The following is a 16,966-nucleotide window of genomic DNA, read 5'->3' on the forward strand; positions in this document are numbered from 1 at the left end:
ATCTAAGCGGAGAAGAGCCTCAGCGCTAAGTTGAGCGAAGGTATAAAAACCGAAGTGATCGCTGGTATCATTTTCATTGTTTTCGGACTGGCAATCATCGCCTTTGCTTCATTGTCTATCGTTAGGCCTATTCGCCAAGTTGTTGAGAGGCTTAATGACATTGCTTCTGGTGAAGGTGACCTTACTCAGCGATTGGAAGTTAAATCGCAAGATGAGATCGGCCAACTGTCGAAAGGCTTCAACCAATTCTTAGATAAACTTCAGCACACGATCAAAGAAGTCATTCAAACCACAGAGCAAGTCGCGAATACAACCAGTCAGGCTAAGTCGTCTGCGTCGAGTACGCGTGAAAGTAGTGAATCTCAATTCAAAGAAGTGGATCTAGTGGCTACTGCTGCCGAAGAGATGACTCAAACTTCGGGCTTAGTGGTGCAAAATGCAGAAATCGCGGTAGATGCTGCTTGTGAAGCGAACCGTTCTGCTCAGCAAGGACAAGAGGTTATCGAACTTTCAGCAGGTGAAATGAGAAAGCTGGTGGATCGTATGTCGAGCGCTGTGCCTATTGTTGAAGAGCTGGCGAAGAATAACGGCAATATTACTGAGATCTTAAGTGTTATTGAGGGGATCTCTGAGCAGACCAACTTGCTAGCCTTGAATGCTGCTATTGAAGCCGCGAGGGCAGGGGAACAAGGTCGAGGTTTTGCTGTGGTTGCTGATGAAGTTCGAAACCTAGCGAGTCGTACACAGTCCTCGGTTGGTGAAATTAGAGCCGTGATCGATAAGGTTCATGCTGGAACACAAGATGTCGTTGAAGCGATACAAGAAGGCAACATACTGGCGAACGATACAGCACTGCACGTTCAGAAAGCGGTTGAAGATCTAGGTTCGATCTTTACTTCTATCGAGGCGATCAGTGATATGAACAGTCAGATCGTTCGAGCCGCTGAAGAGCAGCAATCCGTTTCCGGTGAAGTAAATCAAAGTGTGGTTAACATACGTGATTTAAGTGCGAAGATTCTGGAGCAAGCCGCGGCGTCTGAGCAAGTGGGAAGTGAAATTGACCAATTGTCTCAGCAGCAGAAAAAGCTGGTGAATCAGTTTAAGGTTTAGCTGTTAAGACTTAGCTTTATAAGACAAGACGCAGCTGTATAAGGCTAGGTAAACAGTTGAATTAGAAAAGGGCCAAATGAAGATTTCATTTGGCCCTTTTTAGTTGTGTCTTTTCAGATACAGAGTTTGTTCGACTGTTTTACTATTGGATGGGGTAACCCGTTATCGAGATATTAGTCCTCGATGAACCAGTAGCCTTTGTTCACTAATTCAGTCACGACAGTAACACCGGAAGGAGACAACGTGGTTGCTGAATTAATGATGGTGTCATCGCACAGCACGTTTAGTAGCGATGAATCCGATTCTTCAACCTTGACCACTTCACCATTGATGTAAGCCGTGTTGCTTTCATTCTCGTGGTAGAGCGCTTTTAAGCCAGATACACGGTGGATCTCACCTTCTGACTCTAGGTGTTGAGCGATCTCTTCTGCTGTCCATAGAGGCTCAGGTGCAACGATATCAAGCTGGTGGCGTGATTGGCTTAGCAGGCAGCCCATGAAGTCGTTGATGGTTTCTGGCTCTTCAAGCGCCGACATCAACATCTCCGTTAGGTTGTTCATATCAGACGCACGAATCTTGCCGTAGTTATCTTGAGATTTGAATTCAGGATCATGTAGGTGAACGTCACCCATATCATGCGCCAGTACAAAATCTGCAAAGTTGCTGATTAGCTCTTGTTCTTTTGGTGAACGGTAACCAATAGAGTAGCTCATTGAAGGTTCTAAGGTTGTACCTTCATGAGGAAAGCCTGGCGGGATATAAAGAATATCGCCGGGCTCTAAAGTTTCATCAATGATGGGATCAAAGCCTTCAATTTGACGAAGAGCAGAAGCTTGAATGGTTTCTTGGTACTGACCAACATCTTTTGCTCCAACCTTCCATTGTCGCTTACCTTGACCTTGGATGATGAACACATCGTATTGATCGATATGCGGGCCTACGCCACCTTCAGGTGCTGAGTAGCAGATCATCAGATCGTCGAATAACCAGTTTGGCAATTGTTGAAAAGCTTCAGTCAACTGGTTAGCTCCTTGGTGCCAATGGTTTGCTGCTTGCACTACTAGTTGCCAATGAGTTTCAGTGAGTTCACCGAACTTATCTTCAGAGAAGGGGCCGTGTTCTGCTTCCCATTTATTATCAAGGTTAGATATAAAGCGAGAATCCACTTCTTCTTCCATCGATAAACCAGCAAGTTCTTCTGGCGAAATAGGGTCGACGAAGTTTTGGAATCCACCTTTTAAGATGGTTGGTTTTTTATGCCAGTAGTTTTCAAGAAACTCGGGCATAGAAAAGCTAAGTTGGTACATGTGAATCCTGTCTATATTTATGCTAGATGCTAGATGCTAGATGCTAGTTTGGCTTGTAAATCTTGTTGGACAATTTTAATTGCCTCTAACGCTACTTCTGGGTCGATTTCGTTGCTTTCGAGCAGATAGATCAGGTCGACAGCTAACTTAACTTCTTCTGGGGCGTTATCCAGTGGTGATGATGTGTTATCAGTGCTCATTTCGCTTAGGGTTCTCTAAGTTGATCAATCTTTCAATATTTTTCATGGAGTCTTCGCAGCGTTCTAATCGCTCTTTTGCTAACTGCCAGGCATCTTCCGCTTTTTTCTTACTGTGGCGAGGCGCAGAATCAAACGCTAACTTTCGTACTCGTACTAAATCGACCAATCGCTTTTGCCAATCTTGGTGCTGAGCGAGTTCGTTATACAAGTCATTGAGACTTTTCCCCGACTTGCTTTTTCGATCTAACCTTAAATCATGGTTGGCTAACTCTCTTTGGACAGCCGCTATCTGATTGGTTAGCTTTTCGGTCAGGTAAGTCGCGCGAGATGCAGTGAGCTGATTATTAGCCTGCTCTCGTAATATGGTTCGGTAGGTGGTCTGCGCTTCCATTGCGTAGGGAAGTAAAATAGACGCACTACATTTAAATAAGGTTCTGTCGAATAACGCTTGATGATAAGCGCCCCTCGATTTATCAACTTGAGAGCAATGACCAATCAAGGTATCAAGGACACTTTTAAGCTTTGAAAAATGATTCATGTCTCTTCCCGAACGCTGGTGGTTATAAGTTTACAAACCACGCTTCGTAAGCCAGTTTAATCGCAAGAACGCTAACAACCGTAACAAACACAGGTCTTATAAAAGTAGCGCCAAAACGAATGGCTGAGTGTGCCCCTACGAATGCACCTGCCATTAAGCATACACCCATGGTTAAACCAAGTACCCAATCGATATGCCCTAGAATCGCAAAAGTAACTAGAGAGGTGAAGTTACTGGTGAAGTTCATTGCTTTTGATAGGCCAGAAGCAAGCAAAATATTTAGACGATAGAGAGCCATAGAGCTAACTGTCCAAAAAGCGCCAGTGCCTGGGCCTGCAACACCATCATAAAACCCCAGTATGAACCCTTGGTACTTTTGTTTTTTCTTAAGAACGGGGCAAGGCTTCGGAGACACATTGTGGCTGACATCCGGAGTCTTGTGGAAAATGGTATAGACCGCAGCAGCAAGAATGACCAATGGCAGCACTTTCTCTAACCACTTCGTGCTAATAGTATCGACCGCTAAAGTACCTATGGTTGCACCAATTAATGTCGCAATGAACGCGTTTATCCAACATTCAGGTTTAAATAGCTTTTTACGATAATAAGTGACAGCGGCCGTTGATGAAGCAAAGGTCGCAGCAAGTTTATTGGTACCAAGTGCAATGTGTGGCGGCAGCCCTAGTGATAACAAAGCAGGGACGGTCAGCATTCCGCCTCCGCCAGCCACTGCATCAATAAAGCCGGCTGCAAATGCAACCAAAGCAAGTACAACCAACATGGTTGGTTCAATCATTTCCATAAATAGCTATTGTTCTCGTTCTGTGCTGGTAGGGCAGCGGCATGGGTAACTTGAGGGTTAGCCATGCACAATTGTGAATGCAAAGGTCAAGCGATGGTAGACCCAGAGCCACCGATACGATGGCTAAATTAGTATTTTATTGTTCTTTTAAAAGGCGGTAGCGAGTCGAGTAAGGATTTCCCGTAACGCTTTGTCACTATGCGCCGATCAAGGATCGTGACTTTACCAGAATCTCTTTCTTTACGCAGTAACCGTCCGACAGATTGAATAAGCTTTTTACTCGCTTCTGGAACGGTAATCTGCATGAAGGGATTACCGCCTCTTGATTCGATATATTCAGAGTGTGCTCGTTCAACTGGTGAGGTTGGTACTCCGAATGGAATCTTGGTGATGACCAGATTTTCAAGAAGCTCTCCCGGTAAATCAAGACCTTCAGAAAAGCTTCCAGTTCCAAATAGAACGCTTGTTTTACCTTGATCTATTAGCTTTTTATGTTTTTTTAGGATTTCAGTGCGTGAAGTGTCACCTTGAACCTGTAAAGCCCATGACTTTTTAACGAAATCTGTTGCCAAAGCTTCCGCAACTTTGTTCATTTGCCAGTATGAAGAGAATAGAACGAGATTGGCTTTGTTGTCTTCTATTACCTTAGGCAAAATTTCAATAAGATATTCAGTAAACTGAGGCGCCTGTGGCTCGTATTTCATCGCTGGAACGATCAGCTCTGCTTGGTTTTGGTAATCGAATGGGGATGCCAATGCTAAAAACTGTACTCCATCCTCTTCTTTCTGACTGATACCTGCTTGATGACAGAAAAAACTGAAGGAGTTAAGCGCTCTCATTGTCGCTGAAACGAGCACAGCACCGACACAGCGGCTCCAAATCTGTTGGTCTAGCTGCCAACCAACTTCTAACGGAGAGACATTAACAACAAAGTCCCCTTCGCTTTCTTTGCTCAATTCAAGCCAACGCGCCAAAGGCGCACCTTTTTCGCGTTTAGGTTCAGCCATTAAACGCCAAACTTGAGCAAGATTTTCTGTTCTTTGTATATAGAAGCCTATTTCAGCCAGAGCTGGCTCTGCTAACTTTGCCGAAAGCTCCCCATCTTTTACACGCTCTGCTATGAGGTCGGCGATTTTCGCTACGGCTTGGCTTGTCTTTTGAGTCAACTGTTTCAGATCTTTCGATTCGCTTTCCAGCCATTCCGGTAAGTCGCCGTGTTCGAAACGATACAGGCCATCTTCAAAGTGGTTAGCATCAAATTGTTTGCTCATTTGACTCAGGGTCGGAATCAACTGTTGAACAGAGTCTTGCAGTTCATTTCTGAATCGGCCGACTCGCTTTTCATCCGCCAAGCCCGAAAGCTTGGTGATTGATTGATTCAAACGCTCTAACCATGAAGCTGCACCTTTTAAACTTGCTGCTGCGGAGGAATGGTCTCTTGCTACGTGTGGTAAGTGGTGAGCCTCATCGAATATATAGATGCTGTTTTCTGGTTCAGGGAGTATAACTCCGCCACCAAGGTCAGCATCAGCCATAACCAAACTGTGATTAGCAATAATCACATCGACTTTATCTAACTCCGAGCGTGCTTTTTGGAAAGGGCAATCTCGATGAGTCGGCATACTGTTGTTACAGCTGTGCTTATCGCTCACAATCATTTGCCAAATCATATTGTCGATTGGTTTAGGCCATGAGTCACGATCCCCGTCCCATTTACCTTGAGCCAAACTACGATGCATGGTTTGAAGCTGTTCGATGTCTTTCTTCTTTGGCTTAGATTCGAACATTGCCATTTGTCCACCATCAACCCCACAAGCGGCGGCTAACTTCTCGGCACAACAATAACGCTGTCTACCTTTGGCGAGTATAAAAGAGAACTCTCTATCAGTAAGTCTTCTATATAGAGGGAGATCTTTATTTACGAGCTGTTCTTGAAGTGCAACCGTCGCTGTTGAAATGACGATTTTTCGATTGTTGAGGACAGCGACAGGAATCGTAGCCATGAGATAGGCGAGTGATTTTCCGATCCCGGTTCCTGCTTCAGCCACGATCATACGATTACTTTTATGGTATTGACCACAAAGTGTCTTCGCAATTTCGGCTACAAGGTAATTTTGAGCACGTCTAGGTACAAAGTTGTCCAACTGATCTTGGAGGTTTTGATAACTGGTGCGAATGGATTTTTGAATTTTAGTAGTTAGCATACTGTGACCTACGTAACGGAGCGAGGATAGTAGCACATATCACTAGTCGGTACATTTACGGCGAAATAGCTTGCTTTTGAATCAAAGGTAGATCTTGTTCACAAAAAAAAACTGAACCATCAGGAACTTAACGATTTTATTTATCTTGCGAAATATAAATATTAAAAAAGACTTAGCTACAGGTGTTAAGTTCTGATTTTAGCTTGTTATTCATACTTTTTTCAGTGTTAAGTTCTGTATTGTTCTTTTTTAGGATTATTATATTTCCTGATAAAACTAAGGATAACTTGCTCGTAAAATGATGAAAAAAAATGTAAGTGTTTGATTTTTATGTTCTTGTGTTTTTTTTAGGTCTATTTTTAGTTTATTTGACACGCAGGATAATCTTTTGCAATCTAGACCTCGAAATTTAGTGACGGTGATTAACCAACAAAGAGTGGTAATGACCAGTCATAAAAAATAAAAGGGAACCGGGCAAGGATCTCCCATTCTTAGAAAAGGCAGTGGATTTATTATGAAAAAGACTCTATTAGCGCTAGCTATCGCAGCGGTATCAACTTCTGCATTCGCAGTTGAAACAAGTTCTCAAAACTCTAAGCCAATGTTTGAGTTTGACGACATGCATAAAGACCAATTCTCAGTGTCTGGTGCATGGGGCGTTGGTGGTTACTACGATTCTTACTCTGGTGCAATCTACGATGATTGGGCTACAGCTTTAACTCTAGCGGTAAGCTTCAAGAACAACCGTTGGGTTGGTTACTTCGAAACAGACCTAGAGATGAACTACATCTCTGATACAAATGAGTCAGCTAAAGTTGCTGAAGTTTACGACAGCATTGAGTCAGGTCCTACAACTGATGTAGACAAAGCATGGTTAGGTTTCGACACTGGTTTCGGTGTTGCATCTTTCGGTTGGGAAAATGACACAGCTCTAGATAAAGTTGATGGTGCTGGTGACATGACTTACGAATTTGGTGCTTCTGCTGGCGATGCTTCTGACGGCTTTAACGTAGTTAAATTCCAAGGTGCTACTTCAGGTGTTGCTTACGGTATCTCTTACTTCGAAACTAAAGATAGCCACGCAGCTGCAGACAAAGGTGTGAACGGTTACGTTGGTTTCGAACACGAAATCTTCAACATCTACGCTGGTTACGAAGATCGTGATGAAGCTGAGTACACAGTAACTTCTGTTTCTGGTAACGTTAAAGTTGCTGATACAGTTAAACTAGGCTTTAACTCTTGGATTGATGAAGGCAACAAATCTGGCGCTGACACAACTGACAAGAAAAACACTGGTTACTACCTATCAGGCGCATTCGATGCTTCTGAGCAGGTAACTGTTGCTGCTGGTTACGGTGCAAACACTACTGAAGAAAACAACTCAGCTGATAAAGATTACAGCTACATGAACGTTGCTGTAATGTACAAGCATAGTGACCGCATGGACATGGGTATCGATATCAAACAAGAACTTGACGTACCAAACGGTGTTCGCGCTGAAAGTTCTGACGAAGAGACATTCGTATTCGCAGCTGCTTACTACTACTTCTAATAGTCTAACTCTTAGTTAAGTAACGCTGTAAAAGCCAGTCTTAGGACTGGCTTTTTTGTGCCTGAAATTTATCAACGCATATAAAAATGGCCGCTTATATAGCGGCCATTTCTCTACTTGTCGAGTTATTACTTTAGATCTCTTTCCACTCACCTGGCTGAAGCTGACCCACGTTTATATTCCCCATCGAATAGCGAATAAGACGCAGGGTAGGGAAGCCGATATTTGCTGTCATCCGTCTTACCTGGCGGTTGCGCCCTTCAATGATAGTAATGGCTAACCATGTTGTTGGTATCGCGGCTCTGAAACGCACTGGAGGGGTTCTTTCCCACACAACAGGTTCAGACATCACTTCAATCTGAGCTGGCAGTGTCATGCCGTCTTTTAGCTTCACGCCTTTTCTCAATTTATCTAAATCTTCCTCAGAAGGTGCGCCTTCAACCTGCACCCAGTAAGTCTTTGGTGACTTTGAGTTTGGTTGGGTCAATTTGGCTTGGAAGATGCCATCGTTGGTTAAGACCATCAACCCTTCACTATCACGGTCAAGTCGTCCAGCAGCATAAACATCTTTAACTGGAATAAAGTCAGCGAGTGTTTTCCTGCCTTCGCCATCTGTGAATTGGCTGAGAGTATCGAAAGGCTTGTTGAACAAAATTACTTTACGATCTTCAAGTGATACCTTGGGTTTTGCGTTAGTAGGCTTACCTTTGTATCGATGTTTACTTGAGTGAGGTTTCTTGTGCGAATTGCCAGTGTTATTTTTATCACTGCCGCGGCTCGGTCTATTACCGTTTTGTTTTAATGTTGTACCAGAACGAGTTGGTTTGTCTGAGCTAGATGCGCCTCGAGAGCGAGTAGACATGTTAACTACCTTGCAAAAATGTAAACGAAGTGTGCTGAAAAGTTTTCACTGAAACGGAATTGAGCTATCATTTGCGCGCCTAAAAGACACAAAATAGAACAAGTTGATGGACTCTTAAGCCTGATTTGTTTAATTATACCTTCGTGTTTTATTATAACAACGCACTCACGGATTTGGTTCATGCTGTCATCAAGATTGCATGAAAAATAAGATAGAGTACGACTAACGAGTAAGCAGTTTTCACTCTCTGAGTGGCTTACTGGTCAATTTATAACATTCTCACTATTAAAGTGAGGTTGTCAGAACTATAGGGAAATTTCATGCCTACTGAAAAACCAACTATCATCTACACAATTACAGACGAAGCTCCGGCATTAGCAACTTATTCTCTGCTGCCAATTATTCAATCTTTTACAGCTTCTTCTGGTATTGACGTTGATACTCGCGACATTTCACTTGCAGGGCGCATTATTGCCAACTTCCCTGACTACTTGAACGAAGAGCAACGTATCGGTGATGCATTAGCAGAACTAGGTGAATTGGCTAAGACACCAGAAGCAAACATTATCAAGCTTCCAAACATCTCGGCATCTGTACCTCAACTTCAAGCAACGATCAAAGAACTTCAGTCAAAAGGTTACGCACTTCCTAATTATCCAGAAGAAGCAAATACTGACGAAGAGAAAGCCGTTAAAGCGACTTACGATAAAATCAAAGGCAGTGCAGTAAACCCTGTACTACGTGAAGGTAACTCGGATCGCCGTGCTCCACTTTCTGTTAAGAACTACGCGAAGAAAAACCCACATTCAATGGGTGCTTGGTCTGCAGACTCTAAGTCGCACGTTTCAAGCATGGAAGACAAAGACTTCTTCGGTAGCGAAAAGTCAGTAACGATTGAAGGTGCTACAGAAGTCAGCATCGAATTCGTAGGCAAAGATGGCGCGAAGAAAACATTGAAGCCAGCTTTTGCTCTACAAGACCAAGAGATCATTGATGCGTCTGTAATGAACAAAGCCGCTTTGGTTGCATTCTTTGAAAAAGAGATCGCATCAGCTAAAGAGCAAGGCGTTCTGCTTTCACTTCACATGAAAGCAACGATGATGAAAGTATCTGACCCTGTGATTTTTGGTCATGCGGTTAAGGTTTACTACAAAGACGTATTTGCTAAGCACGGTCAGCTATTCGAAGAACTCGGTGTTGATGTGAATAATGGCATCGGCGATGTATACGCAAAAATTGCTGCGCTTCCTCAAGATCAGAAGCAAGCGATTGAAGCTGACCTACAAGCGGTATACGAGACTCAACCACCACTAGCGATGGTAGATTCAGACCGCGGTATTACCAACCTACACGTACCAAGCGATATCATTGTTGATGCATCTATGCCTGCAATGCTGCGCTCTTCAGGTCAAATGTGGGATCCAGAAGGTAAGCAAAAAGATACCAAAGCTATGATCCCAGATCGCAGCTACGCAAGCATCTACCAAGCTGTTATTGATTTCTGTAAAGAGAACGGCGCTTTCGATCCAACAACGATGGGTAGCGTACCAAACGTTGGCCTGATGGCTCAAAAAGCGGAAGAATACGGTTCTCACGATAAGACTTTCATCCTAGAAGCTGCTGGTCAGGTTCAAGTGGTTGACGCTTCTGGTTCTGTTCTTCTTGAGCAAGACGTAGAGGAAGGCGATATCTTCCGTATGTGTCAGGTTAAAGATGCACCAATTCAAGACTGGGTTAAGCTTGCTGTAACTCGCGCACGTGCTGCGGGTGTTCCTGCGGTATTCTGGTTAGATGCAGCTCGTGCACACGACGCTCAGCTTATTAAGAAAGTAGAAGCTTATCTTCCTGAGTACGATACAGATGGTCTGGAAATCAAGATTCTGGCTCCACTTGAAGCAACTCAATACTCTCTGGTTCGTATCAAAGATGGTTTAGATACTATTTCTGTTACAGGTAACGTATTACGTGATTACCTAACTGATTTGTTCCCAATTCTAGAGCTTGGTACGTCAGCTAAAATGCTGTCGATTGTTCCACTCATGAATGGCGGCGGTCTGTTTGAAACAGGTGCTGGCGGTTCTGCGCCTAAGCACGTGCAACAAGTAGAGAAAGAAAACCATCTGCGTTGGGATTCTTTAGGCGAATTCTTGGCATTAGCGGCATCACTAGAGCACCTAAGCGTAGTGACAGGCAATGCTAAAGCACAAGTTCTCGCTGACGCACTTGATAAAGCGACCGGTGAATTCCTAGACAAAAACAAATCTCCTTCACGTCGAGTCGGTGAGCTTGATAACCGTGGTAGTCACTACTACCTAGCAACATACTGGGCTAAAGCGCTTGCTGAGCAAACAGTTGATGCTGACCTAGCTGCTGAGTTTGCAGGTGTTGCAAGTCAACTGGCTGAAAGCGAAGAAGCGATTGTTGCTGAGCTGAACAATGCTCAAGGTGTTGTTGGCGATTTAGGCGGTTACTACTTACTAGATGACGCACTAGTTTCAAAGCTAATGCGCCCGAGTGCTACATTGAACGCATTTATTGACGCATAGTGATTAGACTCACCGTTAGCAAGTCATAGATATGGGTTGCTAACGAGTCGCTTGATCTGACAGTTAAGTCATAGATTAAGTCAAAACGAAAGGCGCTTTAACGATAACGTTAAAGCGTCTTTTTTTTCATGATACTTTCCTCGACCTAGCTTGAGGTCGAACATCCTCGGACGAATTGTACTGTGAGCAACTTTATAGCTCGCAGATCGAAAAACCGCTCATTTAATCCTGTATTAAAGGTATCAAATGAGCGGTTTCAATATTCTGCTTACCTGTCAGCCGTTAACTAACGCTGATGGAGGTCAACATGATTTGGCAATCGCCTATTTAGCGGCGCTGCCTTCGACAGGAACAACGGAACTAGCATGGGAGCCTTTAGGTCCACTTTCTACTTCATAGTCGACTTGCTGACCCGCTTTTAAGGTTCGATAACCATCCATCTGTATTGTGGAATAGTGCGCAAAAATATCGCCGTCTTCACCTTCTGGACAAATAAAGCCAAACCCTTTGGCGTTGTTAAACCATTTTACTGTACCTGTAGCCATGCTATACATCCCTCATGCATTTTGTTACTAACGTTGTTATATCAATTGTCGTAAGTGCGATTGATATCATTCTTACCAGCTAACGGATTTCAGCTGATAACTTGAATCTCGTACATTGCTTACGGAAATTAACGCTACCTTGCGTAATAATTCCTTGTTATTGCATTTTTTTGCTTATTGTTAAGGTTGCTTAAGAAAAACCTTTTAGCACCAATGTAGCTAATGATTGAGCGCAGTCAATAGTAAATTGGTATAAAAGTGATCAATTTTAATAACAAATCACATTCGAGATTAACTACAAACTATTAACTAAATAGTAACTTAGTGGTGATCTTATGGTCGGCGTCAATAGTAATGGTGTCTTTTTAATCAATCACATATGTTAATCCTGTTAATAGACATCTTTTATTTGCAGCGATGGAAATGGTGGATTAGGCTCAGTATAGAGGAATATTTTTTGGTACTGTTTCTTGGTGCAGTTTCTTAGTACACCGTAAAGCGTGAATGTGGTAGATTTGAGTTAAGTAAGCACTCACGAATTCCGAAAAATAACCCTAGCAAAGCTGATATGAGCAGAAACTTCGAATGGGCAGCTCCAGGCTCAGATTTACTGGAGAAAGAAGCAACAAAAGTAAAGCCACCGGCTATGTATAACGTTGTATTGAACAATGATGATTACACGCCAATGGATTTTGTAATTGAGATCCTCGAGCGGTTTTTCTCACTAGATATCGAACAAGCAACGGAAGTGATGCTCAAGGTTCATTATGAAGGTAAAGCTATTTGCGGCACATACAGTGCTGAAATAGCGGAAACAAAGGTAGCGCAGGTAAGGATGTACTCAAAGGAAAATGAGCATCCGCTACTATGTACAATGGAGCAAGTATAAATTGCTCGAACAACACTGTTGTTCCCTTAGGAGGTACTTATGCTAAATAAAGAATTAGAGTCGAGTTTAAATGGCGCATTTGCTCGTGCGCGAGACAAGCGACATGAATTTATGACTGTCGAACACCTCCTACTAGCATTATTAGAAAATGATGCGGCCAAGGAAGCGCTCCAAGCTTGTCAGGCTGATCTCGATGCTCTTCGTAATGAGCTCGATATTTTTATTGATCAAACAACCCCGCTTATCCCAGAAAACGATGAAACTCGAGAAACTCAGCCAACACTGAGTTTTCAACGAGTACTTCAGCGCGCGGTTTTTCATGTCCAATCTTCAGGTCGCAGTGAAGTAACAGGTGCAAACGTGCTTGTGGCTATTTTTAGTGAGCAAGAATCTCACGCGGCATACCTACTTAAGAAAAATGACATCAGTCGCTTAGACATCGTTAACTTCATCTCACACGGTATTACTAAAGCAAGCAATGAAGGCGACAGCGCTTCATCTTCTGACTCATTCGGTGGTGCAGAAAATGCTGAAGAAGCAAATTCTGAAGACCGTTTAGAAAACTTTGCAACCAACCTTAATGAAGTGGCTAAGCAAGGTAACATCGACCCACTGATAGGCCGTGACAAAGAGCTTGAGCGAACCGTTCAAGTATTGTGTCGTCGTCGTAAAAATAACCCTCTGTTAGTCGGTGAAGCGGGTGTAGGTAAAACGGCCATTGCAGAAGGTCTTGCATGGCGTATCGTTGAAGGGCAGGTGCCTGAAATCATTCAGAGCAGCGTGATTTACTCTTTAGATATTGGTTCACTGCTTGCAGGCACTAAATATCGTGGTGACTTTGAGAAGCGCTTTAAAGCCATTCTTAAGCAACTTGAAAAAGAAGAAGACGCTATCTTGTTCATCGACGAAATTCACACAATCATTGGTGCGGGTGCTGCATCTGGTGGACAAGTTGATGCTGCAAACTTAATCAAACCGCTACTAAGCAGTGGTAAATTACGTTGTATCGGTTCAACCACTTACCAAGAGTACAGCAGTATTTTTGAGAAGGAGCGTGCGTTATCTCGTCGCTTCCAGAAAATTGATATTGTTGAACCATCACTTGATGACACGACCAAAATTCTGATTGGCTTGAAGCCAAAATACGAAGCTCACCACGAAGTACGTTATACAAATAAAGCATTACGTGCTGCTGTGGAGCTGTCTGCTAAGTATATTAATGAACGTCACCTTCCAGATAAGGCTATTGACGTTATTGATGAAGCGGGTGCTCGTAGTCGTTTGGCTCCAGCAAGTCGTCGTAAGAAGACAGTGAGCGTGGCTGATATCGAGTCAATGGTTGCAAAAATGGCTCGTATTCCTGAGAAGTCAGTTTCATCTTCAGACAAAGACACGCTGCAGAAACTGGATGACCGCATGAAAATGTTGGTATTCGGACAAGACCCAGCGATCGATGTATTGAGCGAAGCGATCAAGCTAACTCGTGCAGGATTAGGAGCAGACAATAAACCTGTTGGTTCATTCCTATTTGCTGGTCCTACTGGTGTGGGTAAAACGGAGGTTACGGTTCAGCTTTCTAAACTGATGGGCATTGAGCTGCTGCGTTTTGATATGTCTGAATACGGTGAACGTCACTCAGTGAGCCGTTTGATCGGTGCTCCTCCTGGTTATGTTGGATACGATCAAGGTGGTCTACTCACTGATGCCGTTATCAAGAATCCACACTCTGTTGTGTTACTTGATGAGATCGAGAAGGCTCACCCAGATATCTTTAACTTGTTATTACAAGTAATGGATAACGGTACTTTGACGGACAACAACGGTCGCAAAGCGGATTTCCGTAATGTGATTTTAGTAATGACGACTAACGCAGGTGTCGCGGAAACCGAGAAGAAATCGATCGGTCTGATCCAACAAGATCATGCGCCAGATGCAATGGGTGAGATTAAGAAAGTCTTCACACCGGAGTTCCGTAACCGCCTTGATAATATCATTTGGTTCAACAGTTTAGACCCAAGTGTGATCAGCCAAGTTGTCGATAAGTTTATTGTAGAGCTTCAGGTTCAACTGGACGCACGTGGTGTCTCGTTAGAAGTGTCTGAAGATGCTCGTCACTGGTTGGCACATCTAGGTTATGACAAGACTATGGGCGCACGTCCTATGGGTAGAGTTATTCAAGAGAAGCTTAAGAAGCCGCTTGCGAATGAATTGTTGTTCGGTAGTTTGGTCGACGGCGGTACTGTGAAAGTGTCTCTGAAGAAAGATGAACTGGACTTCGTTTACGTAGGCGCTAAAGAAGAAGTGATGCACTAAGAGCTAGAGACTAGCAGCGAACTAATATTAGTCACTAACGAAGAGTAGACGCACTTAAACGCAATACTTTGATAAAAACGCATGACTTCGGTTGTGCGTTTTTTTGTGTCTGCGTGCTTGAAAAGACAGCTAGCAATGCGCGTAGATGCAACTAGAGCGTGATCATGAGTATTTACTTGGCGATATAGAGTTGAGGGCTAAACATTGAAGGGTGAGGCTTTGGCTGGGCGTGATGCGGGTTAGGAACGCTACTTTAGGAAATAGAATGACTTATAAAGCGATTAGCGAATCTGTTTGCTTTTGTATAGGCGGTAAAAAACGGAGCATATAGCTCCGTTTTTTATCGTATTCGATAATTAAAAATTAACGAGCACGGAAGACGATGCGGCCTTTAGAAAGGTCGTATGGAGTCATCTCAACAGTTACTTTATCACCAGTAAGAATACGGATGTAGTTCTTACGCATTTTACCAGAGATGTGTGCTGTCACTACGTGACCATTTTCAAGCTCAACACGGAACATCGTGTTTGGTAGAGTATCAAGGACAGTGCCTTGCATCTCGATTACGTCTTCTTTAGCCATCTAATCCTCTTTCGAAACTTGGCGGTTTTCAACGGCTTGATTGTGCCGTTAAAATCAAAATATGTAAAGTTGTCGCGTATTCTACCCTTGCCACCGTTGATTTACTAGCCTTTGATGACGTTGAAATCGTACTTTATAGTTCATAGCAGGACATTCATCGATTTGATAACCCAAATATAGCCATTGTTTTTGCTCTTTTTGGGCGTGTTGAATCTGGAACAAAACGCCTAAGGTTCCCATAGATATATCGATGTCAGGGTCGAAGAAGGTATAAAACGCACTGGTGCAATGAGACATAACATCGGTAACGGCAATGCCAACCAACTGTTTCTCATTGTAGATGTGCATGTATTGTGTAGTAAGCCACTCGTTTTTGGAGAACTGTAGGAATTCTTCCTTCTTTGGAGGATACATGGTTCCGGATTGGTGACGAGCTGTAATGTATCGGCTGTATAAATCAAACCAGTTGTCATCCATCTCGTCTTTAAATTCCCAGTAGAATGACTTGGCTTTGTTCAGGATTCGTCGCTGGCTTTTTGAAAACTTTATTTCAGGTATGGAAAGGCGAATAGCCTGACAAGCTGAGCAGTTGTCACAATGCGGTTTGTAGATCGTGCTGCCACTGCGACGAAACCCATTCGCAAGCAGTACTTCGTAGTTATCTGCCGTGTGCATAAATTCATCGAGCGTTACTGCTACACGTTCTTGGAGGTGAGGCAGATAGCTGCAAGCATGGTTATCGGTCAATCCAATTCTGATTTGTTGTAAATCTGAACTCATGAAGGCATTTCCTCTAGCCATTGTGCTTCAAAACATCCATCGTTAAGTTGATTTTCTTTGAGTATTTTCAGAGTACTAAGAAACTCATCTCTTTCTACTTCGATAGCGCCTAATGAGTCCAAGTGAGTATTCATGACTTGGCAATCGATGAGCTTTCCTCCAAATTGCTTAAAGTGTCTGCAGAAATACCATAGCGCAATTTTAGAGGCATTGGTCTTCAAGCTAAACATCGATTCACCGCAAAAGACTTGGCCTCTTTGTAAGCCATAAAGCCCGCCGATCAGTTCATCGCCTTGCCAAACCTCTACCGAGTGACAAAAACCTAATGCTGACAATTCGCGGTAGGCGGTTTGCATGTCTTCGTTTAACCACGTTTCCTCTTGAGGTCTGAGCGATGAACAATAACCAATCACTTTATCGGTCGCTTGGTTGATGCTGATTCGATAATTGTGCTTTCTTTGAAACTTTTTAAGACTTTTTGACGGTTCGAATGTCTTAGGATTAAATACTGCTCGCGGTGCAGGGCTCCACCAAAGTATAGGCTCCCCAGGCCCATACCATGGAAATATACCTTGGCTATAAGCGTTTAAAATTCGCATCGGTGATAAATCACCCCCAAAGGCGAGCAAGCCATTCGGTTCGTCGAGGGCTTCAAAGGGCGAAGGAAACTCTATACTAGTAGTATCAAGCTCGGTTAGGTATATAGTCATAAGTACCGCATTACAGATTAATCAAT

At 43.3% G+C, this 16,966-nt stretch carries 14 protein-coding genes and 1 pseudogene; 5 read left to right on the forward strand and 10 right to left on the reverse strand.

The features are described from left to right. Positions 1-18: 18 nt before the first annotated feature. A pseudogene (locus BCT49_RS07645) lies at positions 19-1,110 on the forward strand (methyl-accepting chemotaxis protein); the annotation flags it as partial. A 173-nt stretch (positions 1,111-1,283) separates the two neighbouring features. Here the strand turns inward: BCT49_RS07645 and BCT49_RS07650 are convergent. The 5 genes from BCT49_RS07650 to dinG form a co-directional block, all read right to left on the reverse strand. Continuing rightward, positions 1,284-2,417, reverse strand: coding sequence for a cupin domain-containing protein (locus BCT49_RS07650; protein WP_102434747.1), 1,134 nt, complete (start codon positions 2,415-2,417; stop codon positions 1,284-1,286). Positions 2,418-2,446: 29 nt separating this feature from the next. After that, a complete protein-coding gene (gene rsmS / locus BCT49_RS07655) occupies positions 2,447-2,617 on the reverse strand; it encodes a pleiotropic regulatory protein RsmS (protein WP_102434748.1) in 171 nt (56 codons plus the stop codon). Continuing rightward, a complete protein-coding gene (locus tag BCT49_RS07660) occupies positions 2,607-3,155 on the reverse strand; it encodes a primosomal replication protein (RefSeq protein ID WP_102434749.1) in 549 nt (182 codons plus the stop codon). The genes rsmS and BCT49_RS07660 overlap by 11 nt, the downstream gene beginning before the upstream one ends. Positions 3,156-3,177: 22 nt before the next feature. Next, the gene (locus tag BCT49_RS07665) at positions 3,178-3,957 is read right to left on the reverse strand and encodes a sulfite exporter TauE/SafE family protein (protein WP_102434750.1); all 780 of its coding nucleotides are present in this window, start codon (positions 3,955-3,957) and stop codon (positions 3,178-3,180) included. 128 nt (positions 3,958-4,085) lie between these two features. Further along, entirely contained in the window at positions 4,086-6,161 is a 2,076-nt protein-coding gene (gene dinG, locus BCT49_RS07670; RefSeq protein WP_102434751.1) for an ATP-dependent DNA helicase DinG, read from the reverse strand. Positions 6,162-6,675: 514 nt separating this feature from the next. On the opposite strand from dinG, the gene BCT49_RS07675 reads away from it, so the two are divergent. Continuing rightward, entirely contained in the window at positions 6,676-7,713 is a 1,038-nt protein-coding gene (locus BCT49_RS07675) for a porin (RefSeq protein WP_102434752.1), read from the forward strand. Between the two features lie 133 nt (positions 7,714-7,846). Here the strand turns inward: BCT49_RS07675 and BCT49_RS07680 are convergent, their stop codons facing one another. Further along, the gene (locus BCT49_RS07680; protein ID WP_102434753.1) at positions 7,847-8,575 is read right to left on the reverse strand and encodes a pseudouridine synthase; all 729 of its coding nucleotides are present in this window, start codon (positions 8,573-8,575) and stop codon (positions 7,847-7,849) included. 320 nt (positions 8,576-8,895) lie between these two features. Here BCT49_RS07680 and BCT49_RS07685 point away from each other — a divergent pair, with 320 nt between their 5' ends. Further along, entirely contained in the window at positions 8,896-11,121 is a 2,226-nt protein-coding gene (locus BCT49_RS07685; protein ID WP_102434754.1) for an NADP-dependent isocitrate dehydrogenase, read from the forward strand. Between the two features lie 323 nt (positions 11,122-11,444). Here the strand turns inward: BCT49_RS07685 and cspD are convergent, their stop codons facing one another. Then, positions 11,445-11,666 (reverse strand): cold shock domain-containing protein CspD, encoded by a 222-nt coding sequence (cspD, locus tag BCT49_RS07690; protein ID WP_017105782.1) that lies wholly within the window; start codon positions 11,664-11,666, stop codon positions 11,445-11,447. Between the two features lie 568 nt (positions 11,667-12,234). Here cspD and clpS point away from each other — a divergent pair. Then, the gene (gene clpS / locus BCT49_RS07695) at positions 12,235-12,555 is read left to right on the forward strand and encodes an ATP-dependent Clp protease adapter ClpS (protein WP_017105781.1); all 321 of its coding nucleotides are present in this window, start codon (positions 12,235-12,237) and stop codon (positions 12,553-12,555) included. A 39-nt stretch (positions 12,556-12,594) separates the two neighbouring features. Beyond that, positions 12,595-14,868, forward strand: coding sequence for an ATP-dependent Clp protease ATP-binding subunit ClpA (gene clpA / locus BCT49_RS07700; protein WP_102434755.1), 2,274 nt, complete (start codon positions 12,595-12,597; stop codon positions 14,866-14,868). Between the two features lie 363 nt (positions 14,869-15,231). Here clpA and infA read toward each other — a convergent pair whose 3' ends face one another. The 3 genes from infA to aat form a co-directional block, all read right to left on the reverse strand. Further along, positions 15,232-15,450, reverse strand: coding sequence for a translation initiation factor IF-1 (gene infA, locus BCT49_RS07705; RefSeq protein WP_001040192.1), 219 nt, complete (start codon positions 15,448-15,450; stop codon positions 15,232-15,234). An 81-nt stretch (positions 15,451-15,531) separates the two neighbouring features. Further along, positions 15,532-16,230: an arginyltransferase gene (locus BCT49_RS07710; RefSeq protein WP_102434756.1), complete on the reverse strand. Its 699-nt coding sequence runs from the start codon at positions 16,228-16,230 to the stop codon at positions 15,532-15,534. Beyond that, the gene (gene aat, locus BCT49_RS07715; protein WP_102434757.1) at positions 16,227-16,940 is read right to left on the reverse strand and encodes a leucyl/phenylalanyl-tRNA--protein transferase; all 714 of its coding nucleotides are present in this window, start codon (positions 16,938-16,940) and stop codon (positions 16,227-16,229) included. The genes BCT49_RS07710 and aat overlap by 4 nt, the downstream gene beginning before the upstream one ends. Positions 16,941-16,966 lie beyond the last annotated feature (26 nt).

This window comes from Vibrio lentus (assembly GCF_002875945.1).
Classification (GTDB): Bacteria; Pseudomonadota; Gammaproteobacteria; order Enterobacterales; family Vibrionaceae; genus Vibrio; species Vibrio apostichopi.